The organism is Salmonella sp. SAL04213, from assembly GCF_046550535.1.
Taxonomy (GTDB): domain Bacteria; phylum Pseudomonadota; class Gammaproteobacteria; order Enterobacterales; family Enterobacteriaceae; genus Salmonella; species Salmonella enterica.
Map to the genome: position 1 here is coordinate 106,826 of NZ_JBGDXS010000002.1, position 22,202 is coordinate 129,027.

Here is a 22,202-nt window from a genome sequence, read left to right on the forward strand (position 1 = left end):
TCGGTCAGTACCAGGCTTATTGCGACCCGCAATCTGCGGGGCAGGACTATTCACCTTCCGATACCCTATCGGAACTTACGGGAGCATAGCTATGACTGATATTGCGCAGTTGCTTGGCAAAGACGCCGACAGCCTTTTACAGCATCGTTGTATGACCATTCCTTCCGATCAGCTTTATCTACCCGGCAAGGATTACGTTGACCGGGTGATGATTGACAACAATCGTCCACCAGCCGTTCTGCGTAATATGCAGACGCTCTATAATACTGGACGCCTGGCGGGAACAGGATACCTTTCGATACTGCCCGTCGATCAGGGAGTGGAGCACTCCGCCGGCGCCTCTTTTGCGGCCAACCCGCGCTACTTTGACCCAAAAAATATTGTTGAATTGGCGATTGAGGCCGGCTGTAACTGCGTGGCCTCTACCTACGGCGTACTGGCCTCGGTTTCACGGCGCTATGCGCACCGTATTCCGTTTTTGGTCAAACTGAATCACAACGAAACATTGAGCTATCCGACAGAGTACGATCAGACCCTGTACGCCAGCGTTGAGCAGGCGTTCAATATGGGCGCCGTGGCGGTAGGCGCGACGATCTATTTCGGTTCGGAACAGTCCCGTCGCCAGATTGAAGAGATCTCCGCCGCTTTTGAGCGTGCGCATGAGCTGGGTATGGTGACCGTATTGTGGGCTTACCTGCGTAATTCTTCCTTTAAAAAAGACGGCGTTGATTACCATGTATCCGCTGACCTGACGGGGCAAGCCAACCATCTGGCCGCTACGATTGGCGCGGATATTGTGAAACAGAAAATGGCCGAGAATAATGGCGGTTATAAAGCGGTCAACTTCGGCTATACCGACGATCGCGTGTACAGCAAACTGACCAGCGATAACCCGATTGATTTGGTTCGTTACCAGTTGGCGAACTGCTATATGGGACGCGCCGGGCTTATCAACTCCGGCGGCGCGGACGGCGGTGACACCGATCTCGGCGACGCGGTTCGTACCGCGGTGATCAACAAACGAGCCGGTGGAATGGGGCTAATTCTGGGACGTAAAGCCTTTAAGAAATCGATGGCTGATGGCGTGAAGTTGATTAACGCCGTACAAGATGTCTATCTGGATAGCAAAGTCACCATCGCCTGAGTTCAACGAAGAAAAGCCGGATGTGAGCGCATCCGGCCAGCGACAGGTGTTATTAACGTAGCAACGGGCAGTCTGGCGGCAGCCGACAGCGTAATGCGCCAGGCAGCACCTCAATATGAAATTCTTGTCCGCTGAGTGGTTCGCCATCCAGATTGAACGTGATTTCATGCGGCGCATGAATATCAAACCACGCTGAGGCGCCGTCAATAATATTCGGATTGTCATCTGACTGCGTGAGTGTGGAAAACAGCGCCGGCAGCAGTTCTTCGCCGGTAAAAATCCGTAGCTGTAACAGCCCGTCGTTAATCAGCGCGGTGGGACATAATTGCTGCCCGCCGCCGGCCTGACGACCGTTGCCGATGCCGATCACCAGCGCATCTCCCTGCCAGTGAAAGTTTTCGCCACGTATTTCGCAGCGGTCAGGGGTCAGCGTATCCATTCTCATCAGACCGTGAATAAGATAGGAGACGCCGCCCAACGCGGCTTTAAGTTTTTCCGGCGTTTCGGTGGTAATGCGGGTGCCAAAACCGCCCGTCGCCATATTGATAAAACAGGTTTTATCATTGACCCTAGCCATATCAATTTCCATCGCGTTTCCGGCAATCGCCAGTTTCAGCGCTTTGTCCAGCGCTTCAGGAATACCGGCGCTGGTGGCAAAATCGTTGGCAGTGCCGAGCGGCAAAAGGCCCAGTGCAGGGGCTACGCCGTCGCGGATCTGGATGAGCGCGGTCGACACTTCATTAATGGTACCGTCTCCGCCGCCGGCAATCACCGTTTCAACGCCCAGTCTACGGGCTTCATCAACGTAACGCTGCGCGTCGCCTTTTTCCCAGGTTACCCGAACGTGAATCTGTATACCTTCGTCGCGAAGTAGAGTAATGGCCTCACGTAGCGGCTGGTTATCAGCGCTTTTGCCATTGAGGATCAGTAAGCTGGCGGGAAAGTTAGCCATCCGTTATGCCTTAATAGGTTGAACAACAATCTCCAGAAAGTGTATAGCAGAAATGAAAAAGCGAGGTCAGAACAGGATGAAAATTGAAATGTTGCGCACTTATTGCTTTACCGTTTTTCTTCCTGCTGTACGCAGCGGTAAGCGAAGCATGGTTTAAGGCAAATGGCGACAAGAGAGATGCCGGTATGCGCATTGAGTATCGCTTGTAAGAGTGCAAGGAAACCACAAGGGGTAGTCAGACGCTTTCCGATATAGCGCCTTTAATAACGAAACGGAGAATTAACAAGACGAACATACGTCAGTTATCAGTATTAATTTCAAACTTCATAATATCAGATAAAAACCTGATATTTATTACCAAACATACTTTTTAATAGCATAAAATCGAAATGTTCTTTAGACTGCTTTGGCAGGAACAAGACGCACTATTAGCAGTACACTATTCTTGTTATCAAATAAAACCTATTTAGATGATGACTTAGCGCGGTTTCTTATAGTCGTACCGTTGCCTGAGGTATCGCTTTTCTCATAAACATAAACAGGCATGTGCATGAAGAGGTTTATATGAATGTTACTTCAGGCGTGAATGCGCAAACGCCATTGCTCTCCCCTTCTGAACGGTGTAATGAAGAAATTCCGGCAGCTGAAATCGTTGAGTTTAACGCTCACGGCAATAAACCCAGATGTTTAATATGCGTGGGAACCACGGCATTGTTTACAGGTATTTTTAGTGGGGTATGCTCAGGGGCTGTCGCCAGTGTCAGTAGTGGTGCTGCATATACTACCGCTCTGACGGTTTTAGGCGCATCGTTTGGCATGGGGGGAATTGGTATGATGGGAATATGCGCCGGACTATACCTTAGCGCAAATGGCGTCAGAACCCGGCCAGCCTGGCCATAAATGAGCAAACACAGCAAGTCATAGGGAAAAGACGAATTCTGACGATGACACGGGGTGTTAAGCGTCCAGACCAGAGGCTTATGACTTATATAGAAAATCTTTAGATAGAGTATGGGGTGTTATGTATTCAAGAGCCGATCGCTTATTAAGACAGTTTTCACTAAAATTAAATGCCGATTCAATTGCCTTTGACGAAAACAGATTATGCTCATTTATTATAGATAACCGTTACCGTATCTTACTAACAAGCACTAACAGCGAGTATATAATGATATACGGTTTTTGCGGAAGACCTCCGGATAATAATAATCTTGCTTTTGAATTTCTCAATGCTAATTTATGGTTTGCAGAGAATAATGGACCACATTTGTGTTATGATAATAACTCACAATCATTATTACTGGCTCTCAACTTCTCACTCAATGAAGGTTCTGTAGAGAAACTTGAATGTGAAATTGAGGTAGTTATTAGATCAATGGAGAATCTGTATCACATTTTACAGGATAAAGGAATAACTCTGGATACCGATTATACGTGACGGTGGGAAGGGTGAGTAAAACAAGGCTATCATGATTACCTCCAAGAACTGGCAGTTAAACTGCTTGTGTTCATAATGATATTTTCGTGTTTAAATTCAATGAAATCGCAAAATGCGTCATAATCTTGTATATGAGAACCGTCAAAATAATGCCTCAACCCTTTACTGAGCCAGTCATTATAGGGATCGCCATAAGGTTTACTGTGCATAATTTCGAGTCCTTTTATTAATGCTGGATGCTCGCTGCGGTTAACAGCAATAATCCCATTTTCAAGGCTAACATGATTATCTTTACGACTTACATGGATAGCGATACCATCAGGTAAATACAAAGTACCGAGTTTATCAGTAAGTAACATATCTGCATCAAGATATATGCAACCGCCGCCTGGTTGCAGATGATGACAACCAGGTTTACCAGCTTCCAGAAAAGCATCGCTTCCTTTTAGCAGGAAAAGATTTCTGTAGAAGTCAAACCATAAGTGCCCTTTGTCTTTATTATGAGATGAAATAAGCGTTTCCTCAGGATTGTTTTTCAAGACATCTTCCAGGCTTTTTTTTACTCCATTAAGCAAGACCTCATCTCGTTCACTTGCTGACTGAGCTTCCAGTTTGGTGATGTTTTCTAAATAAATCGTCGTTAACTTTTTATCATACATGCTATAATTAAGGTCAGAATTATAAATAACCTTTATGTTTCTATAATTTTGTTCCAATTTTGCCAATGCTTTTCTTTGTCCCTTGCTAAAATCGCCATCAACGAAAATACCAATAATTCTTTCTTTTTCTATTATAGCAGCATTGATAATATTATTAAGATAAGGGTTTTTCTGCGTATTGATAATGGGAATTTCGTTTTGACCAAATCTATCTGGATTGCGTTCAAACCACTGAAAAACGAGCGGCGTTTGGTGATCTAGTGGCAATAGAGGATAATCAACCCCAGCAAAACTTACATGGCCTGATGAGGGTGGACTGAGCGTAGGTGCGATGGTTTGAGTATTACTTTGACATGAAATCAAACCTCTAATCCGGGAAAACATTATTTTAATCCTTGTAAAAGCGGCATTAAAACGTGCCATATTTTTACACGCTTAAATTATCAGTTTTTAACCTTAATTTAATAACCTGGAAACTTTTTGTGTAAGTTCTCACAAAGCAGTTATTGATTTAATTTACTGATGTTAAACGTAAACGTCAGAATGCTAAGTCCTGAGTCTGACCGGATGCGGGAGGATTGTGACTTGCTGGCTGGCCATGAATAGTGGAGGTCTGTAAACCTAAGCGCCCATTTGCGCTTTGGTTAGTGTGGTCAATTTTGGATATGGCGGGAAGTACCACTTTTTTATTGATTAAACGCAAAAAATAAGCCTGCGTAAGGGAGATTACGCAGGCCAAGGAGGTGGTTCCTGGTACAGCTAGCATTTATGGGTTATGTTTTTCAGCGCGTTGAATAATACCCGCATTGAGCGAAGCGGTATGTGATCAATTTCTAAGAATCTTCCCGTCATGAAAAAATAACCGCAATTAACTACTTAGCATGGGGGTTACGCGTTGATTCGCCTGAGAAATTACGCATCAATAGTGCGTAATCCAGCGTAACGTCCTGCGGGACGGGCATCCAGACGGTATAGCCATCGCCAGGCGCCACCGGCATAGCGTCGCCTTTGGCGTTCTCCATCTGTTCCAGGGTGAAATTGATATTTCCCTGCGGTGTCATCAGCTCCAGACTATCGCCAACGGAGAATTTATTCTTCACCGCCACGGCCGCCAGTTGGCCTTTACGCTCGCCGGTGAACTCGCCGACAAATTGCTGGCGTTCGGAAACGGAGTACCCGTACTCGTAATTCTGGTAATCGTCGTGCGTATGGCGACGCAGGAAACCTTCGGTATAGCCGCGATGAGCCAGACCTTCCAGCGTTTCCAGCAGCGTAGGGTCGAAGGGTTTACCCGCGGCGGCGTCGTCGATGGCCTTACGGTAGACCTGCGCGGTACGGGCGCAGTAATAAAAGGATTTGGTGCGGCCTTCGATTTTCAGCGAGTGGACGCCCATTTTCGTCAGGCGCTCCACGTGGGCGATAGCGCGCAAATCTTTTGAGTTCATGATATAGGTGCCATGCTCGTCTTCGAACGCGGTCATGTATTCGCCCGGTCTTTGGGCCTCTTCTATCATAAACACTTTATCCGTCGGCGCGCCGATACCGAGCGTCGGCTCAACGTTCTGTACCGGAATCGGTTCGTGCTTATGCACGATGTTGCCGACAATGTCTTCTTTTCCTTCCTGCACGTTATATTCCCAACGGCAGGCATTGGTGCAGGTGCCCTGGTTCGGATCGCGTTTATTGATGTAGCCGGAAAGCAGGCAGCGGCCGGAATAGGCCATGCATAGCGCGCCGTGGACGAAAATTTCTATTTCCATATCCGGCACCTGCTGGCGAATTTCCTCAATCTCTTCCAGCGACAGCTCGCGGGAGAGAATCACACGGGTCAGCCCCATCTGCTGCCAGAATTTTACCGTCGCCCAGTTTACGGCGTTAGCCTGTACCGACAGGTGAATCGGCATTGCCGGGAAGTGCTCGCGTACCAGCATAATCAACCCTGGATCGGACATGATCAGCGCATCCGGGCCCATCTCGACGACGGGTTTCAGGTCACGGATAAAGGTTTTGAGCTTGGCGTTATGCGGGGCGATGTTCACCACCACGTAGAATTTTTTTCCGAGCGCGTGGGCTTCGTTGATGCCAAGCTGTAAATTTTCGTGATTGAATTCGTTATTACGCACGCGTAAAGAGTAGCGCGGTTGGCCCGCATAGACGGCATCGGCACCGTAAGCGAAAGCGTAACGCATATTTTTCAGCGTTCCCGCCGGCGAAAGAAGTTCTGGTTTAAACATCATTTTCTCGTTCTGATGACAGGTCAGATCCGCCTCACCTGATGAGGCGGCTTGAGGAGAGTCCTCACTTTAAGGGCGGGCATTGTACGCTTACGGACAGGCCGAGTAAATATTGCGAGAGTATATTGGCGCTAATAGAACACCGGATGTTAATGGAGAGCCAATGATGAAAATGAGCCGCACGGCCATCGCGTTGAGTCTGCTGGGAATGGTCGCGCATCCCGTTTGTGCCGCTCCGTCGTTTGAAGAGACGGCAAGACAGGTGATTATCGCTTTTCAGCAGCGAGACAACGCGAAAATTAATGCCCTGATTGATAAAAAAGTTGGGATGTATGTGCTGTACCGAATTGGGGCTGGGCATGATTATGAGTGGATGAAGAGTTTTGATATTAATAAGCCGATACCCGGTTTTAACTACCTGTTGGGGCAGGTAGGTTGGTTTTCAGAGCATATTCCTGTGGATAACGAATTTGATCACCACACGGAGGTTGAGTACGTTTGTGAAAAGGGATGGGATCACGCCGGTTTTTTTGTCAGCTATACCGGTTCTGATAATGCGCTGCTGACGTTTAGCATGGTGAATGGAGCGGATAATGGGGATCAGGCGTCTGATACCCGTATAGCAAACGCCAGGCGGCTTGAGCTGCAATCAGAGCGAGTGGTGGCAGTGCCGAAAAAATGGGGTGATGGTTTGATTTTTCATCTGAGCGAGCTTCATGGCTTGGGCAAAGGGTGGAGTTTAACGCTGCTGGATTTGGTCACGGAAGATTGTAGTGCGTGAGGCATATATGTTTAATCAGGGTAAATAGCTGCTTATTTATATCTTTCTGCTATCAGGATGTTATGACACTGTCCCCAATATTCAGGATTTAAATAAAGTATTTCCTGAATATGAAACTAATTCACTAAAAATAAAGTTGAAATTACCCCGGCAACATTTATTAAAGAAAATACTAAAGGTCATTTGACTTATTATAGCGTCAGTGATTACGTCTTTAACTAATTTGGCTCACGTTATGTATCCACTATGGGGAATCTTTATATATTCCGAAAAAAAACACAATGATATTCTTAATGCAGATAAGAGAGTAATCTTAGGGTGTGCAGGTTTGTAAACCAGGGTATGGCGGTAGCGTTATTTTTAACGAGATATCATCAGAGGTAGAATTAACGATCGCAGACGATGCTCAGTACTAAGAGGAAATCAGGTTGAGGTTGAACAGAAAATGATAATTACGTATTGATAAGATGGAATCCATTGAATCTACTTATTAGTGGATTTTATTATGAAAAATATATTTTTGTTTTTTACGCATTGCGCAATAGCAAATCCTTGCCGCCTTGATGCAACTTGAGTGATTTTGTGTATAGTGTGGCAATGCTGAATACTGAATTGATACCTTCTACATATTAAATCAGGGGTTAGTGGTATGGGCGATTTTATAAAGTATCTATTTATTTTTTCTTGCTTATGGAGCGCAAATACTTTTGCGATTACTCAAACTCAATGGGATGGTAACTTTAGAGTCGAGGAACTTGGCGAGCAGTTAAATGATGGGAGTCAGGTTTTTTTACAATATAATTTAAAGATAGATAGTAAAAATAATCGTGCTTCTTTATCCATGACAACCTGGCATGCGGGGATAACATGCATTGGTGACTACTCTTTAAAAATCAATTCTGGTGTTTTGGCATTATACTATAACGGCGACGAGGAAAATGCATGTCCATATCCATCACCGCAATTTGAGATAAGCAATAAAGGAAAAGTATATTATATAAAAGGAAAAATGTTTTCATATTCTCAGCCTGGTGAGTGGTTGCCACTCAAACGTATTACACTAAAATAATTCTATATTTCATAAATTATGATGATGAAGTTAATGATGGTATGAAATATTAATTGGATATGTCGTGAGCATATTTTTGTTATATGTTTTCAATGTGTACGACAAGAAAATTTGCATGAAAAGATTATATGAGACGGTTTGAAAAATGAATGAAGTTCACATAAAAGCAAGGTCATTCTGAAACGAATTTGTCAAATTTACTGAATTATATATCAATAATTCCTGACTATCGACAATAATGTAAAATCGAGTACAAACTCACGGATTTGTAGTAATTAGGGCAAAGAACAAGTCAGATAAAAAATTTCTCATTATTTATTCAAAAAGCAAGTGCAAACTGTTAGTTTGAATTTGTACTTCTTCATAGAATGTTAAATAATATTGACGTCAAACATGTTCTGCCTTTTTTTACTAAACTGAGTAAGGTAACTTTAATATTATAATTGCAATGATACAAAATCACATCAATATATAATGAGGAAAACTATATGCCCGCCGCCGCTCGACTAAACGACAAAGGTATGCGTTCGACCTGGATAGAGTGTTAATATGAAAGCGAATAATGTTATTATTTTTGTGATTTTATTTTTATCCTCTGTGAGTTATTGTTTTGCTGATATGAAGATATTAAAAATAAATCAGTCCCATTATATGAGTCCTTATAATAAAGAGCCTGGGGATAGAAACTTATGCAATAAATGGGTTTTAAATGCAAGTCAGATAGAAAAAATATTTTCGTTAAGTGATAAATACAAGGAAATGAGTGATACCATGACTGGATTTTGGCTCTGGTTTCCCTGTGAAATAACGGGTGAGTTGATTTATAATAAGAAAAAGTGGCATTTTTCTATTAATGCTGCTGCCACGGCAGAATGGTCCGATGGTAAGGAAACGATATACTGGGGGTGTTCCAGGGAAAAATGTGATGACATGTTTATACTTCCATATCCAGGCCGGAGTTATATAGGTGGTGGTGGCAAATTGATTTGGTGACGAGGTAGATCTTCATCCTGGTTTTAGCCTTTTAAAATGAATTAAATTTAACCTTCAGCATCATGACGAGAGTATGAAAGTATATTTTTGTACACACCGGGATAAAGAATAAAATAACCAAGGGTCGTATATTTATCACGTTAAATACAACTTTTTAAATACAAGTCAGTGCTGGATTTTACAGATCAATGTTGCGTTATTACTAAATTCATAAATTAATGTTTGAGTTATGGTTGTTATGATCTTTCCCTGATAGATCAGTGCCTTCAGGCAGAGGTGGCATTACCACCAACAAAAATAATGTTCATTTTTATGGGCGTAGGGGATTCACCCTCATTTAAAGATTACAAAGAGATATATTTCTCATTGAATGTTAAATAACATGTGACTCATATTGTCAGTGATGTTCCGGATGAGCTAATTGATTTTACATTTGAATGAGGGGTTAAAAAACTATGTGTGACGGTATCTTTTCGTTCAGAGAAACGTAGCGGAAAGAAAGAACCGGAAATGTTGGGTGAGATATTATATATGTTCAGAAGATTTAACAGCAGAAAAATTTGCTAATGCGATGAGAAGCCATTGGGATGTGGAAAATAAATTGCATTGGCGTTTGGATGTGGCGATGAACGAGGATGATTGCAGGATAAGAAGGGGAAATGTCAAGAGCTTTTTTGAAATAATAAAATCGGGTGAATATGAAATTTGGGGATGTGAGATAATGAGATGGATAAGAATAAATATACTTAAATGTACGTTAGTATTTTGCCTGGCTTGTGGTTTTTCATTTGCAAAAACACCATGTACTAATATGTCTGATAAATTAAGTGCTGCACAAAGAGATTCTTTGCAAAATAATATCAAAAGACAACTAAAAACAGAACGATTAAATATACTCGAATTTTTTAAAGAGCAAAATAGTTCAATCGTCTATATAGAAACATATGGTGCCGATGAGGCGTTTATTTTTTATTCTGGAGATGAGTTTAAGGATGATTTTATCACAATATGGAGTGGTGCGGCTGAAATATCAGAGGAAAAAAATATAGAAAAATGGGTAAAAGATCATGTTCCATACATTCCAGATAGGTTGGCTCGATGTTTCGCATGGTACACAATCTATAGGCATGACTGATCTGATATTTAAGATAACTTTGTCGACGTGCGGAAATATGGTGAATAGGGAAACCTGTCGGGTGAGGAAAATCCGGCGTACCTGGAGCAGGTGATACGGCTGCCGGGGCAGCAATATGATGAGGAATCGGGGCTGTATTACAACCGGCACCGTTATTACAATCCGGAACAGGGAAGGTACATCACGCAGGATCCGATTGGGCTGATGGGAGGATGGAACCTGTACCAGTATCCACTAAATCCGATTAGCAGAAGTGACCCTTTGGGGCTGGTTAACCTTGGACAAGGTATCCCTGGGGCTAAGGTCCTACTTCGGTACATGCGAACCCTGGCCCAGAGGCCACAGATTTCGGCCTGACCATGCTCCAGATCATATTCACTTAGGGAAAAATGATGGTCCTCGTGTAAGTACCGATACATGGAAACCTCTTTCTGAAGCAGATTCAACTAAAATGACAAAGGAACAAAGCTCATTTTGTAGAAAACTATCTGATGCAAGTAAGAAAATTCTATCTGCCAGGCAGAAGATGATTTTTAAATTTGGTAAGTTATTAAGTGCTGACCTTTTACTATTACAATATATATCAATGGGGGCTGCTTGAGAAGGGTGTTTGCGTGGGGATGTGTCGATGTGTGAGATATTCGAAAGGTTAGGTGGAGAAATTCAATATACTGGTGCGGATCCTGTTTAATAAGGTGGTTTATGAACAAAATAGAGTTTATAACATTAATGTCTTTTCCAATGGAGTGGTTAGACCTTGATATGTATCCTGATTTATTGTTTTTAAAACAACTTAATGGATATGAGGTTGGTCATGAGGATAGTTCGGAACATGATCGGAATGGCGCGTTTCATTGGTGGTTAAAGAAGAAACCATCTAAAGATGAATTGATGAAATTAGTTAGGTTGGCACTTATTGATCCCGACCAATTTTTATCGGAAGATATCATTCGATATATAAAAAAGTCATCACACTTTGATCGTGATGTCGATGCTCTTATCGAAAACTTACGTGATGAAAAAACGCAGCAAACGAGGAGAGCTAGTAGAGGCTTGCATCGTGACCAGTAGGTAAAAACCTATATTATCGTGGTTATTAGAGACTATCGCAGATGTTAATCGGCGTTAATAGAAGTATTGTATAAGTTAGTAGCGTTTAATGAATGGGAAAACCTGTCGGGTGAGGAAAACCCTGAGCACCTGGAGCAGGTGATACGGCTGCCGGAGCAGCAATACGATGAGGAGTCGGGACTGTATTACAACCGGTACCGTTATTACAATCCGGAACAGGGAATATATATCACGCAGGATCCTATCGGATTAGCCGGGGGATGAAACCTTTATAAATATCCGCTGAATCCGGTCACAGATATAGATCCATTAGGATTGGAAACACTAAAATGTACTAAACCATTGCATTCACTAGGAGGTACGGGTGAAAAAAGTGGCCCTGATATATGGGGTAATCCTTTATATCATCAATATCTTTGTGTTCCTGACGGGGAAAATGGATATGTTTGTGGTGGTCAGGATCAACGAGGAGAATGGCCAACTGATGGAATGTTAGGACCAGGAAAAGCGAGCAACGATACGAGAGAAGATGCTAGCCGGTGCGAATCGGTCGAACCAGATAATGATTGTATTGAAAGCTGCCTAAAAGAAAAACTTAAAGGAGCAAGGCCTTTTTATACCGTATTACCCGAATGGATGTTCCCGATGAAATTTGGATTGGTCAATAATTGTCAGGATTGGTCTAATGATACTTTAAAAACATGTCAGATGAAATGTTCCGGGAATAATGCAGGACGGCTTATGAGATTTATTTTAACTGGAGTGTTATAATGAAACACTTTATTAGAAGTATAAAAATGATCTGGATAACAATGTCAATCTCTATATTATGTGTTTCTTTACTTAGACTTTCTCAGTTAGATTCAAATTACGATATAAGTGAACTGAATAGTATTATGATGTATGGGATGGTAATAATATCATTTCCGACAGGAATAATATTTGCTATTGTTTTGTTTTTATTTTTATTGTCTTTTGGTTTTATTTTTACAACCATTCACAGTGAATATGTTTTGACAGTGGCAATATGGGGGTGGTTTTTATTTGGTGGATATGTTCAATGGTTTTGTTTGGTGGGGAAAATGATAAAAAACGAGGAGTATCACAAGTGATAAATACGTACATACCTTATTCCTCACATCAAATTAAATAATAAAAGGAATTGAGTGATGAGCGGAAAACCAGCGGCGCGCCAGAATGATATGACAGCAGAAGGTGGCCCGATAGTCCAGGGGCTGCGGGGGGGGGCTGATAGGCGCGCCGACAGGCGTGGCGTGCTCGGTGTGTCCGGGCGGAATGACGTCCGGCGAGGCCGGTAAACCCGCTGCCGGGGGCGAAGGTGCTGCCGGGTGAGACCGACTTCACGCTGCCCGGCCCGCTGCCGTTCATACTCACCCGCGCCTAATCAAGCTAACACAGGAATACAGAAGCTGGTTGATTCATTAATAAGTGAGCGAGGGCAAAGTACAGGTAAGAAACCTGGCCGATGTGAGATGCTCGAAGAGTTAATTGCAGATGGTAGATTTACTGCACTGGAGACAAGTACACCATGAAGGCATGGGGATGCAAACATACACGGCAATCCAAAGATAAAATTACCAAGTGATAATCGTTATGAAAGTTATTGAAAAATACAAACAAAAAAAAGAAAGAAGAGAGATTTTTCTATATGAAAAGTATAAAAACTACACAATAGAACAACTCACTCCTATTTTGTATGATAATGACCCCTTAAAAAGAAATGCTGCTATATTTTGCCTGCAAATATTAAGTGGAGACGATGTTTTTAATTTATCCATGAATCTTTGTCATTCCAGGGATAACTATAAAAAGAAAATTGGAGTTACTATTTTAAGTCAAATGACCATGTCATATGAGAAACTGCGAAAATCTTTTTGTTTTTTAGAAAACATGTTCCAACTCAATAAATCAGTCTTGATAAGAGCCTCTATTATCAATGCGTTAGGGTATTTTTGTAAAAAAGACAAACATTTCGAAAAGGAATTTATTAATTTATGCACTAAAGTAATTCATGATAAATCGGCAAATGTTCGATGTGCAATTGCAGCAGCACTATCAAATATTAATGATAACTCGACAATACCTTTATTGCTATGTTTACTTCGTGATAATAATAGCGACGTGAAGAATTGGGCTGCATTTTCTATAAATTTCAATCAATATGACACCGAGGATATCAGAGAGGAGTTTGTGGGGATGTTATTGGATACGAATGATGATATAAGAATTGAGGTTATATCAGGTCTGGCAGAGAGAAAGGATGAACGTGTTCTGGAAACCATAATTAAAGAACTTAAGAAAGATGTGATTTTTGATGAAATTATTATTGCAGCCGGGAATGCCGGGAGTAAAGAATTACTTCCTATTCTAAATGAACTATTAAATGAATTTAGAGATGAGCGTATTATAGACAAAATTAATGAATCGATAAAAAAAATAAAAGAAAATGTTTGTGAATAATAGTCTGTCTGTGCTACTGCTAATGAGATATAAAATTATCTGGTGTCGAGATTACAACTGATGTCGATGGTATGATTTGCTGCAAAGGAGGAATATCATACAGGACCCGATAGGGCTTATGGAGGGATTAAACCCGTATCAACAACCACTGGAACGCTTCAGAAACCAGGAGATATAAAATAAATTTATATGATGAGGAAATAAATGCGATTTGTTATTGTATTTATAATGTTAATAGTATCATTTTACACATTTGGTGGCAAAATGACTAAGTCTAAAGACGGTAATAAATGGAGGTCGGAATCCACTTCCACCATCTATAATCTAACGGATGAGCAAAAATTCGAGCTTGAAAACAAATCGAAAGATGGAGACTCGGAAGCATCATTTCGATTATATCAATATTATTGCTTCACCATAAATAACATTGACGAACAATTAAGGTATTTGGAGATATCTGCATCTCAAGGAAATATCATAGCTCAATATAATTATGGTATTTATTTATCCAATACAAACCCTGACTTTTCAAAGTATTATGATTTGAACAAAGCTATTTATTGGATGGGATTGGCTTCAAAAAATGGTGATATAGGTGCTCAAAACAAGCTACAAGAACTGAAAAAATTAAAGAATTAGCTATGATTTAAATATTTTTTATTATCAATGAATTGTGTAAATTTTAGTCAAGAGGGACGGGCTGACGCCGGAGCAGATGACGGGGCAACTGGAGCCACACCATGAGCCGGAGAGAAAACTCCACCTTTGCCACTGTGACCATATTCTGATGGAAAAGTAGAGCCTTGGGGGGAGGGTATGTTGGTCCAAACAAGAAATGGATACAACTCAACCAGGGTCAATTTGGCCGGGATCTTAAAAAAATGCATTGAACTAAAACGGGTCTATTTGCAGAAGCACTGCGGATGCTGTGCTTTATGAATTGTCTACTGGTGAGAAGGTCGGCGGCAGAGAATATATTGAAAGATTTACAGCGAGCTTTAAGGGGAGAGTAATGGATAAAATTATTGCTGACTATGTGGATAAATTTAGTTCTTTTTCGGACTCTATATCAGAAACAATTGGGTCCGTTAATGAGTATTGGATTCCTGATGAGCCACCGTTGATTATGCTATTTTCGCAGATTGGTAAGTCTTTGGTAGCGATATTTTCTGAACTTGATTGTGTTAAAAAAGAGTTATTGTTTAAATATATTGAAGATGGGATGGCTTCAGATAATGATGAATTAGCCACTGCCATAGCAACAGGTCTTGTTGAGGCAATAGTTACATCGACAGACGCCAATCAACATTTATGGGGGGAAATAGAGGGGTTGTTGGGAGTAAAATCTAAGGAACATGCTCTGGCTTGGAGGAATTTTGGGAAGTCATGATGGTATTTATTTAAATATGTAGAATCCGGTAATGACGCAAATTTATTGATAGTGATTGATTGTCAGATACCAGCTAATGTTCTTATCGTGCCGTGCATTTTTTCTGACTTTGAAATATTGGTTTTGAAAAGGATGCCTATGCGACAGGGGATAAAATAAAATCTGATATGAAAAAAATAACTGATGCAGGTGATAATTTATGTCAAAAAAATTTTTCTCTATAATTATGGTCATATCATTCGTTGCGGCGATAACAGCTTGCCAGTCTTCTATTCCTGAATATGTCAGGAGTACCCTCAACGGGCACTCTATCCAGGATGTTTTGGTGTATATGAAGGGATTGCCTTTAGATAAAAGGTATGATTTTTATTATTATGGTACGCGTGCTAAAAGACCATATCCATTATGGATGGCTGATGGTATTGCCCCTATGGGATCGAAGGCTATTCCTCTATTGAGAGACAAACTTTCAACCACAAATAGTTCTTTTGAAAAAATGACAATTATATATTTGTTATCTGTGATGTCAGTTCATGGTTGCTATGATGTTAAGTCTGACAGCGAATTGTTTTCGTTGGTTATGCAGAAGGAACGTGAATTAAATGATGATAATTATCATGATTATATCACTAATATGAACGATTTTTATGAGTTTGGAAGTTCTTTAAATAGTACAGAAAGAATAAAGTGTGAATAATGTGGTGTTTTGTAAACGAGCTCCATCCTCCGGGGCAACGTTTTGTGGAGGATACAGGGGTAATGCCTTCAATCGATAGAATTTATAGTATGTCCTGTTATTTTAGGTTTTCTATGGTTACTGTTGCCATTCAGATGAAATTTATCGTCATGGTCGTAGTTCTTCCCGGCACGAGCGCTTTCGTTGCCGGCCATGTAGACGCGTTTTCCAGTTGTCTTATACCTGTGAAGCCCGTAAGCCCGGCGTCAAAGAACACATTGTTGATATGGCCTTTAATGGTGCTGACGTGCGCGATACAGCAAAAACGCTAAAAATTGGTATCAACACCGTCATCTGCACATCTTAATAATTGACGCTTATTTAGCAATCATATCATGAGTCTTTAATTGAAAAATACAACAATGTATGATGACAATATTTTATTATATAGTTTTCAACATATAATCCAATGTTAATGCCGACTATGAATAGTTATAGATTAACTTTTTCTTTATGTTTCCTGCGTTCGGCCATATTGTTTGGCATTATTTTAACAAGTGTTGGTTGTAATAATCAAAAGAGTAAAGAATTGGTTCTTCCTGTTGATTCCACGCAGTTTGCGCAATTGGCTTGTTATTATAAGGATATTAATTCCGATGATAATGTAATGGAGTTAAAATTACCAGGTGAATATAAAGAGAAAACTAACTTATTTAATCAGCAGGAAGTTAAGGTGCCGGTAAAAGGTGAGAATTTTCTTTCTCCGTATATTGGAGATGGTGTCCGTTATTATGAATTAGGATACTTTGAACATGATGGTAATACTTACAGATTGATAGTTTATAATAAAATTGGAGAGTCTGATACGTCATTGCTTAATGTGCAAATAAATAGTTACGATGCAAAAGGAAACCTGGTGGATGCTTTATTGCTTAGTAGCTTTTTTGCTTATGAAGATATCGTGCGTTTTTCTGATTTTGTCATCCGCCAGGATTACACAATAAGCATTGATAGTTATGTTATATATAGGTGGTATGAAGACAGCAAAGATGGTCAGCTTGTAACTATAAAGTTTAAAGATCAGGCGCCTCAGATTTATATAAAGGAACAATATCAAATGGAAAATGGTCGGTTCAAATTGATATCCAGAAATGAAGTATCACAGGTTAAAAAAAGAAGCGAGCGTTAAATATACCATGCTTACGACATTAATAATTGTAATGGAGGTGTTAAGGTAATATGGATATCAGGAAAGAATGAGAAACGTTATGAGAATTATAAATAGATTGTTAATTTCAACTGAACTCAGGTTAATCATAAAATTTCAGTTTCCACGCCAGATTTATTCAACGCGCAGATAGTGCCCGTCGGCGCGGACATTTGCGCCAAAACCACAGTCCACAAACGTATCGGTGCTGGCATCAATGGTTTCAGAAGAAAAAGCCAGTGAAATGTCACAGTGAATATCATCGCCTTCCCGAAGCGCCACGATGGCTTTATCGTTTTCCAGCGTTACCGCTGTGGAGAACTCGCCGATATAGGGGCCGAAGTGGCTCCCCATTAAACCGAACCAGTAACCCTGAAAATTAACCTGATAGCGCGATGGGGTGGGTAATGCCTTCACGCTAAGCACGTTCCAGGAGGCGCGCCCGGCATAGCGCCAGTATTCACCCACTGCGGAAACCGGTGGCGGTAGGGCCGATAGCTTATCTTTGATCAGTTTCAGGTTGTAGATCGACTTGCTATCATTCGGCCTTAGCATCAGCCAGGCGCGGGCTTTACGCCACTCGCCTTCGTGTATCCAGGTTAGCGCCACGTTGTTGTAGGCCGTCGCGATGGCGCTGTCGTCAAGGGCGCAGCTTTCGCTCCATGCGGCCTGCTGTTCAAAAGCGTCGCGCGCTTTGGCATACTTTTGGGTCTTGTAAAGCTGTTCACCCTGGCTGGCCAAAACTGGAATTTTTGCGCAGTCGGCCTCGATCTGCTGCTCCGTAATTTCAGCCCTGGCGGTGGCGCAGAGTAGAAGCAGGGCGCAAAGAAATAGAGATTTTCTTTGTATTATCACTCCATTACACCATTGAGTTGACCTGTCCCGGCAGCTCTGAATTCGGGATGCGGACGGTATACCAGGCGAAACGAAAGCGTTTCCAGAAAGAATCGAAATGCAGGTGGTCCAGGCAGTCCATAACGATTTCATTATCCGGGTAAAGTGTGAAGGCAAAATGTGCCCAGCGTGCGCTTAGCTTCATATTAAACAGCGTTCGATCGTGTTTATTACCGTGCAGGCGCGATAGGGTCACCATAGCATGTAGCGTGCCTTTGTTGGCCTCTTGTTGCACCAGTTCCAGATGCTTATGCGCCAGCGTAATATCCTTCACTTCAAAAATATTCAGCAGGAACAAGCCCCAGGCCTCTTTATGCCCGAACTGATGCGCCAGCCAGAGATTATCGAGCAGTTCTTTTTCATAAGCGGAACGTTTTTCGGTATCAGGTTCTTGTTTACTCAGACGCTGGTTGCAGATGCCAATGCTGAAATGAATATTTTGCAGGTCATTTTCATAGTCGGTATAGCCTCCGTTATCTATTAATTTGTACGGGGTGCTCTCGCGCAGCGCTAACTGCCGGTGCAAAATCTCCGCCGCGCGCTGAAAATACCCTAACGCGATGGCAGGATCGTAAGGTAGTAGGCCGTTGTTCTCTTTATTATTGTGTTCAAGGCCTAGCAGGTTTAGCGCGGCGGGTATATTTCTTTGTGCGCCCAGCTCTGCCAGCGGCACGAAATGTTCCGGGAGCCCGAACCAGTTGAAATTTTTAATCGCCGCCCGCCAGTTATGGTTATATTGAATGTCGGCGACGCTATCGAGCCAGGCGAGGCCTTGCGCCTCATCCTTTTCGAAACCCAATAACCCGGCGTACTGAAAGTAGCCACGACGGATTTTCGGCACTGCGAATTCCGTTTGCTGCGCATTCTGACAGAGAAAATTATACATCCACCAGGTGTCAGGAAAATCGCGCAGGGCGAACTTTATCGTGTCATCAGAGAAGTAGTTGTTGAGCTTAACTTTTTCCACGATCGAACGCTGAAGGGTTCGCCAGAGCGCGTCATTATCGTCCAGATCGCTATAGCAGACCCGCAGCCACTCCAGCGCGTTGTGGCGAGATTCCTGGATATGCGCTCGCAGGCTAATCTCTTCGGCTTTGGCGATAATACGTTCCTGTTCTGCCGGGGAGTCAACCTCTTTGATGCGCAGATCGCGGTGATCGTCCCACCAGATCAATAGCTCCAGATGTTCACGTTCTGCGGCAGAAAGGTGATCGCATACGCTTGATTCCAGAAATTCGCGGATCTCCTCGTGAGACCCTCTCCAGCGTGGCATACGAAACGGGATATATTCATCCAGCACGTAAAATGCCGTCGGGAAAATAGCCAGGCAGACGGCGAGCCAGTATTTTTGCCCGGCATCGTCATTGCACTCCGGCAGCACGGACGGGCGCGGCAAATTTGGGCAAACCGCATCGGCAAACGACAGCCCGGAATGGGCCATCAGCGCGTCCACCTCCTGCGGTGAATGGCGATGATATTCAGCCAGATCTTCCATTAATGGCTGCCCGGCAACATCCGCGCCCACGAGGAACTCAACCAGCCAGTCGGGCTGGCCGAAGACTTTTGAGTTGGTGCTGGTCAGGGCCGCCGCCATCCACTGGCGCGGTTCACAGTCGATAGCATTGAGCGCGGCGATGACCATCCGTTCGTTGCAGGCGGCGGCGCAGATCCACATCGCTCGGGTGGTTTCTCTCGCCCAGCCATAGCTGCGGTAAAGCCACGCACGGTGATTCCAGTATTGCGCCTCGGCAAGCCAGGCGTGAGTGGAGCGGGGACGAGCGCGCTGCCAGTTTTTGATCAGCGCTAATCCTTGCGGCCCAGCCTCAACCAGCGTGTCCATATCGTAAAAAGGGTTGTCCATTTGATTCCAGGCGAAGAAATAGCGCTTTTCCGCTTCGCGGCTGGTAAAGCTCTCCGTCAGCGCCTGGTTGTAGCGTTCGTCCAGTTCGTCATAGCGTTCTTCGCGCAGCAGGCCGGGAATATCGGCAATATGCCATTCGCGTTGCCCGTCATTGAGGGGATTTTTGTGGTTGCACATCTCAAACATAGCGTTGAGCAGACGATCATCCTGTTCCATAAAGCGTCCTTTAAATCGGCTCGAAAATTTTGAATTCATTCCACGGCAGTTGTCGCCAGCGGCTGACCGGGTCTTGCAAATAATGGGTGGCTTCCTGTAAATCCCGTCCGGCAAGCGCTGTTGGCGTGTCACGTAGCGTGAGCCATACCCGGCGGGCGCGAACGTAGGCGGTGGCGTAATCCTCCCAGGAATCAAAACAGTCCTGAGCGCGCTGGGCGTTAAGTAATAACACCAGCCAGGCCTGATGTACGTCGCACCAGCCGAGCCCGGCGATACAGCGGGTCAGAAAGGCGGTGCGCATGCAGTCGAAAGCCAGCGCGTCGCGGACCTGGCCCTGGGCCGCCAGATGATGATAAAACGTGCGCGGCGAGCTGCCGATGCCCGCAGGCCAGCGGCGTAAGATATCCTCGACCTTGTGGCGTAACGCCGCGCCGTCGAGGTTTTCGCTCAAGCCCAGCTCTTTTTTTACCTGCTGTGCCAGATAGCGGCGTTTGTCATCGTCAAGTTTGAAGACCAGCTCAACGCCTTTGGTCGGTAGCCCGTTGCGCCGGGCGAGGATATCAGCTAGCGCCAGCGCCCATTGCCGCCGTCGGGTATCGCGACGCAGATCCTTCAGACGATCTTTTTCTTTCTCCTCGGCGATACGGACCGCAATCAGCGGTTTGTTTTTTTTGTAGTTGCGCCAGCTAAAAAATAGGGCGGCAATAATAAGAACAATCCAGAACATTAGCGCTCCTCCCTGGTTGCAGAAAGATAGCGCGTGGTTTGTAGCGTCAGGCTTTCAATTTCGAAAGGTTCGCTACTGGTGTTTTTCCCGGCAAGCGTAGGGTGCCATCCATGTCGTGGAAACAGCATTTCCGCAGCCGTCGCCACGTTAGGATCAACAACCTGAAGGTAGCGCAGTGCCTCCGGGGCGCTGTGCAACAGCAGCCACTGTAAAGCTACCGGGGGAGTGGGGAAGTGCTCCATTAAATGAAAATTGTCATGCAGCACATTGAGCAGAAAATTGAGGTCATGAATATGAGTAATAAATTTCCAACCTGAATATTCCGGCGTCGATTCATAAACTATTCCCATCCCTTCACAATCGGCGTGGCGCTCAGGAAGTGGTTGCAGATGGCGTAACAGAGATAAAACATCGTTAGCATATTTCTTAATAGGATGGCGATTTTGCTTACCTTTAATCTGATCAATGCTCAGGCCGTTATTACCGACCACCAGGCTTATTGTGACGTGGGGAATATTATTGCCGTCGCGCAGGCTGAACAGGCGAAGTTTCTGTTGTTCAATTTGCCGGGCGTAGTAATCGCCGTAGCCGCCGGAAAGCGCGCCTTTATTATCAAAATCTCCGACGCAGTGTTGCATATGCCAGGATTCATACGCCATCTCACTGCGCAGGCCGGGGTTTGTTGCATCAAGCTCAACCAGCACACCGTTATTCACCGCCATCACCGGTTTTAGCGCCTCGCTGTTGGAGGGATACCAACCTTGTTCACGCAGGCGCTGCATTTTTTGATGCTCCGCTTCGCGCATTGCCAGCACGGTAAAGCAGTTGATGCGCTGTAGTTTAGTTTCCAGCCGCGTTCCTTCCTGCCGCGAAAGAAATTCCACTAAATCTCTTTCCATTGCCACGAGTTGCGGGTGCTGAACGTTAAGGTAGTAAAAGCGCTCATCGCCACCCAGCTTTGGCACCAGCCAGGCGGGGATTTCTGCATCAGCGCTAAAATAAACGGCATAATCGGCGACGGAGCGCACAGGATAAACATGAGGAAAGTCACCGATGATCCAACGATAAAAATGGTTGCTTAACCAGCGCTGGATATTTTCGCTGTCGCCGCGTTGTTGGCTCCGGGAAAAAATAGACGATTTTACATTTGGCGCATTTATTATATTGCGTGGTTTATAGCGGTGAGATGACGTTTCTGTCATAAAAATCCATGTATAATTAAGCTGGCATTATGCTTATGTATTTTTAGATTCACTTAATGAATTAATGCGCAA

Annotated in this window: 21 protein-coding genes and 7 pseudogenes; 21 read left to right on the plus strand and 7 right to left on the minus strand. The window is 43.5% G+C overall.

Going from position 1 to position 22,202, the window contains the following annotated elements:
- The first annotated feature begins 91 nt into the window (after nucleotides 1-91).
- Nucleotides 92-1,144: a class I fructose-bisphosphate aldolase gene (gene fbaB, locus ACLJPQ_RS05255; protein ID WP_000129590.1), complete on the plus strand. Its 1,053-nt coding sequence runs from the start codon at nucleotides 92-94 to the stop codon at nucleotides 1,142-1,144.
- Between the two features lie 52 nt (nucleotides 1,145-1,196).
- Here fbaB and yegS read toward each other — a convergent pair whose 3' ends face one another.
- The gene (yegS, locus tag ACLJPQ_RS05260; RefSeq protein WP_001273393.1) at nucleotides 1,197-2,096 is read right to left on the minus strand and encodes a lipid kinase YegS; all 900 of its coding nucleotides are present in this window, start codon (nucleotides 2,094-2,096) and stop codon (nucleotides 1,197-1,199) included.
- Nucleotides 2,097-2,660: 564 nt separating this feature from the next.
- Between yegS and steD the strand changes: the two genes are divergently transcribed.
- A complete protein-coding gene (gene steD / locus ACLJPQ_RS05265) occupies nucleotides 2,661-2,996 on the plus strand; it encodes a type III secretion system effector SteD (RefSeq protein WP_006497691.1) in 336 nt (111 codons plus the stop codon).
- Nucleotides 2,997-3,117: 121 nt separating this feature from the next.
- A complete protein-coding gene (locus ACLJPQ_RS05270) occupies nucleotides 3,118-3,534 on the plus strand; it encodes a CesT family type III secretion system chaperone (RefSeq protein ID WP_001747580.1) in 417 nt (138 codons plus the stop codon).
- Nucleotides 3,535-3,569: 35 nt separating this feature from the next.
- Here the strand turns inward: ACLJPQ_RS05270 and sseK2 are convergent, their stop codons facing one another.
- Both sseK2 and yegQ read right to left on the minus strand, forming a co-directional pair.
- Nucleotides 3,570-4,616, minus strand: coding sequence for a type III secretion system effector arginine glycosyltransferase SseK2 (gene sseK2, locus ACLJPQ_RS05275; protein WP_077949398.1), 1,047 nt, complete (start codon nucleotides 4,614-4,616; stop codon nucleotides 3,570-3,572).
- A 449-nt stretch (nucleotides 4,617-5,065) separates the two neighbouring features.
- On the minus strand, nucleotides 5,066-6,427 hold the full coding sequence (gene yegQ / locus ACLJPQ_RS05280) for a tRNA 5-hydroxyuridine modification protein YegQ (protein ID WP_080184684.1): 1,362 nt from the start codon (nucleotides 6,425-6,427) through the stop codon (nucleotides 5,066-5,068).
- 163 nt (nucleotides 6,428-6,590) lie between these two features.
- Here yegQ and ACLJPQ_RS05285 point away from each other — a divergent pair, with 163 nt between their 5' ends.
- From ACLJPQ_RS05285 to ACLJPQ_RS05370, 18 genes and pseudogenes are all read left to right on the plus strand, one after another.
- Nucleotides 6,591-7,208, plus strand: a complete 618-nt coding sequence (locus tag ACLJPQ_RS05285) for a hypothetical protein (RefSeq protein ID WP_020899002.1) — start codon at nucleotides 6,591-6,593, stop codon at nucleotides 7,206-7,208.
- 24 nt (nucleotides 7,209-7,232) lie between these two features.
- A pseudogene (locus ACLJPQ_RS05290) lies at nucleotides 7,233-7,430 on the plus strand (hypothetical protein).
- Between the two features lie 427 nt (nucleotides 7,431-7,857).
- Nucleotides 7,858-8,277, plus strand: a complete 420-nt coding sequence (locus tag ACLJPQ_RS05295) for a hypothetical protein (protein WP_031605535.1) — start codon at nucleotides 7,858-7,860, stop codon at nucleotides 8,275-8,277.
- 549 nt (nucleotides 8,278-8,826) lie between these two features.
- Nucleotides 8,827-9,270, plus strand: coding sequence for a hypothetical protein (locus ACLJPQ_RS05300; RefSeq protein WP_000646715.1), 444 nt, complete (start codon nucleotides 8,827-8,829; stop codon nucleotides 9,268-9,270).
- 390 nt (nucleotides 9,271-9,660) lie between these two features.
- A pseudogene (locus ACLJPQ_RS05305) lies at nucleotides 9,661-10,036 on the plus strand (ISAs1 family transposase); the annotation flags it as partial.
- Nucleotides 10,037-10,453: 417 nt separating this feature from the next.
- Nucleotides 10,454-10,684: pseudogene (locus ACLJPQ_RS05310) on the plus strand (RHS repeat-associated core domain-containing protein); the annotation flags it as partial.
- Nucleotides 10,685-11,107: 423 nt separating this feature from the next.
- A complete protein-coding gene (locus ACLJPQ_RS05315) occupies nucleotides 11,108-11,476 on the plus strand; it encodes a hypothetical protein (protein WP_023216344.1) in 369 nt (122 codons plus the stop codon).
- A gap of 84 nt (nucleotides 11,477-11,560) precedes the next feature.
- A pseudogene (locus ACLJPQ_RS05320) lies at nucleotides 11,561-11,737 on the plus strand (RHS repeat-associated core domain-containing protein); the annotation flags it as partial.
- Nucleotides 11,738-11,791: 54 nt separating this feature from the next.
- Entirely contained in the window at nucleotides 11,792-12,247 is a 456-nt protein-coding gene (locus ACLJPQ_RS05325) for a hypothetical protein (RefSeq protein ID WP_180316385.1), read from the plus strand.
- Complete coding sequence (locus ACLJPQ_RS05330) at nucleotides 12,247-12,588, plus strand: hypothetical protein (protein ID WP_023181949.1); 342 nt, start codon at nucleotides 12,247-12,249, stop codon at nucleotides 12,586-12,588. The genes ACLJPQ_RS05325 and ACLJPQ_RS05330 overlap by 1 nt, the downstream gene beginning before the upstream one ends.
- A gap of 57 nt (nucleotides 12,589-12,645) precedes the next feature.
- A pseudogene (locus ACLJPQ_RS05335) lies at nucleotides 12,646-12,875 on the plus strand (DUF6531 domain-containing protein); the annotation flags it as partial.
- Nucleotides 12,826-13,029: a polymorphic toxin type 34 domain-containing protein gene (locus ACLJPQ_RS05340; RefSeq protein ID WP_071786064.1), complete on the plus strand. Its 204-nt coding sequence runs from the start codon at nucleotides 12,826-12,828 to the stop codon at nucleotides 13,027-13,029. The pseudogene ACLJPQ_RS05335 and the gene ACLJPQ_RS05340, both read left to right, overlap by 50 nt.
- A 61-nt stretch (nucleotides 13,030-13,090) precedes the next feature.
- Complete coding sequence (locus ACLJPQ_RS05345; RefSeq protein ID WP_000864148.1) at nucleotides 13,091-13,957, plus strand: HEAT repeat domain-containing protein; 867 nt, start codon at nucleotides 13,091-13,093, stop codon at nucleotides 13,955-13,957.
- Nucleotides 13,958-14,161: 204 nt separating this feature from the next.
- Nucleotides 14,162-14,596, plus strand: coding sequence for a sel1 repeat family protein (locus tag ACLJPQ_RS05350; RefSeq protein WP_001213036.1), 435 nt, complete (start codon nucleotides 14,162-14,164; stop codon nucleotides 14,594-14,596).
- 373 nt (nucleotides 14,597-14,969) lie between these two features.
- Nucleotides 14,970-15,347, plus strand: a complete 378-nt coding sequence (locus ACLJPQ_RS05355) for a hypothetical protein (protein ID WP_080184656.1) — start codon at nucleotides 14,970-14,972, stop codon at nucleotides 15,345-15,347.
- A 199-nt stretch (nucleotides 15,348-15,546) separates the two neighbouring features.
- Nucleotides 15,547-16,044, plus strand: a complete 498-nt coding sequence (locus ACLJPQ_RS05360; protein WP_000037400.1) for a hypothetical protein — start codon at nucleotides 15,547-15,549, stop codon at nucleotides 16,042-16,044.
- A 139-nt stretch (nucleotides 16,045-16,183) separates the two neighbouring features.
- A pseudogene (locus ACLJPQ_RS05365) lies at nucleotides 16,184-16,384 on the plus strand (IS1-like element transposase); the annotation flags it as partial.
- A gap of 123 nt (nucleotides 16,385-16,507) precedes the next feature.
- Nucleotides 16,508-17,235, plus strand: a pseudogene (locus tag ACLJPQ_RS05370) (hypothetical protein).
- A 130-nt stretch (nucleotides 17,236-17,365) separates the two neighbouring features.
- Here the strand turns inward: ACLJPQ_RS05370 and ACLJPQ_RS05375 are convergent.
- Genes ACLJPQ_RS05375 through ACLJPQ_RS05390 form a run of 4 tightly spaced genes read right to left on the minus strand, consistent with a single transcriptional unit; the run spans nucleotide 17,366 to nucleotide 22,130 of the window.
- Nucleotides 17,366-18,085 carry a tetratricopeptide repeat protein gene (locus ACLJPQ_RS05375; RefSeq protein WP_193627507.1) on the minus strand — a complete coding sequence of 240 codons (720 nt, stop codon included), beginning with the start codon at nucleotides 18,083-18,085 and terminating at the stop codon, nucleotides 17,366-17,368.
- A 4-nt stretch (nucleotides 18,086-18,089) separates the two neighbouring features.
- Nucleotides 18,090-20,201 (minus strand): DUF4034 domain-containing protein, encoded by a 2,112-nt coding sequence (locus ACLJPQ_RS05380; RefSeq protein ID WP_023181956.1) that lies wholly within the window; start codon nucleotides 20,199-20,201, stop codon nucleotides 18,090-18,092.
- A gap of 10 nt (nucleotides 20,202-20,211) precedes the next feature.
- On the minus strand, nucleotides 20,212-20,928 hold the full coding sequence (locus ACLJPQ_RS05385; protein ID WP_063916732.1) for a DUF1266 domain-containing protein: 717 nt from the start codon (nucleotides 20,926-20,928) through the stop codon (nucleotides 20,212-20,214).
- Nucleotides 20,928-22,130: a cytoplasmic protein gene (locus tag ACLJPQ_RS05390; protein WP_138010045.1), complete on the minus strand. Its 1,203-nt coding sequence runs from the start codon at nucleotides 22,128-22,130 to the stop codon at nucleotides 20,928-20,930. The genes ACLJPQ_RS05385 and ACLJPQ_RS05390 overlap by 1 nt, the downstream gene beginning before the upstream one ends.
- Nucleotides 22,131-22,202: the final 72 nt, after the last annotated feature.

Coding starts and splice junctions, on each gene's coding strand:
- ACLJPQ_RS05350 (WP_001213036.1), top strand. CDS start 14,162: ATGCGATTTGTTATTGTATTTATAATGTTAATAGTATCATTTTACACA.
- ACLJPQ_RS05315 (WP_023216344.1), top strand. CDS start 11,108: ATGAACAAAATAGAGTTTATAACATTAATGTCTTTTCCAATGGAGTGG.
- ACLJPQ_RS05385 (WP_063916732.1), bottom strand. CDS start 20,928: ATGTTCTGGATTGTTCTTATTATTGCCGCCCTATTTTTTAGCTGGCGC.
- ACLJPQ_RS05355 (WP_080184656.1), top strand. CDS start 14,970: ATGGATAAAATTATTGCTGACTATGTGGATAAATTTAGTTCTTTTTCG.
- ACLJPQ_RS05345 (WP_000864148.1), top strand. CDS start 13,091: ATGAAAGTTATTGAAAAATACAAACAAAAAAAAGAAAGAAGAGAGATT.
- ACLJPQ_RS05300 (WP_000646715.1), top strand. CDS start 8,827: ATGAAAGCGAATAATGTTATTATTTTTGTGATTTTATTTTTATCCTCT.
- steD (WP_006497691.1), top strand. CDS start 2,661: ATGAATGTTACTTCAGGCGTGAATGCGCAAACGCCATTGCTCTCCCCT.
- ACLJPQ_RS05295 (WP_031605535.1), top strand. CDS start 7,858: ATGGGCGATTTTATAAAGTATCTATTTATTTTTTCTTGCTTATGGAGC.
- ACLJPQ_RS05270 (WP_001747580.1), top strand. CDS start 3,118: ATGTATTCAAGAGCCGATCGCTTATTAAGACAGTTTTCACTAAAATTA.
- ACLJPQ_RS05380 (WP_023181956.1), bottom strand. CDS start 20,201: ATGGAACAGGATGATCGTCTGCTCAACGCTATGTTTGAGATGTGCAAC.
- ACLJPQ_RS05330 (WP_023181949.1), top strand. CDS start 12,247: ATGAAACACTTTATTAGAAGTATAAAAATGATCTGGATAACAATGTCA.
- sseK2 (WP_077949398.1), bottom strand. CDS start 4,616: ATGGCACGTTTTAATGCCGCTTTTACAAGGATTAAAATAATGTTTTCC.
- ACLJPQ_RS05390 (WP_138010045.1), bottom strand. CDS start 22,130: ATGACAGAAACGTCATCTCACCGCTATAAACCACGCAATATAATAAAT.
- ACLJPQ_RS05360 (WP_000037400.1), top strand. CDS start 15,547: ATGTCAAAAAAATTTTTCTCTATAATTATGGTCATATCATTCGTTGCG.
- yegS (WP_001273393.1), bottom strand. CDS start 2,096: ATGGCTAACTTTCCCGCCAGCTTACTGATCCTCAATGGCAAAAGCGCT.
- yegQ (WP_080184684.1), bottom strand. CDS start 6,427: ATGTTTAAACCAGAACTTCTTTCGCCGGCGGGAACGCTGAAAAATATG.
- ACLJPQ_RS05285 (WP_020899002.1), top strand. CDS start 6,591: ATGATGAAAATGAGCCGCACGGCCATCGCGTTGAGTCTGCTGGGAATG.
- fbaB (WP_000129590.1), top strand. CDS start 92: ATGACTGATATTGCGCAGTTGCTTGGCAAAGACGCCGACAGCCTTTTA.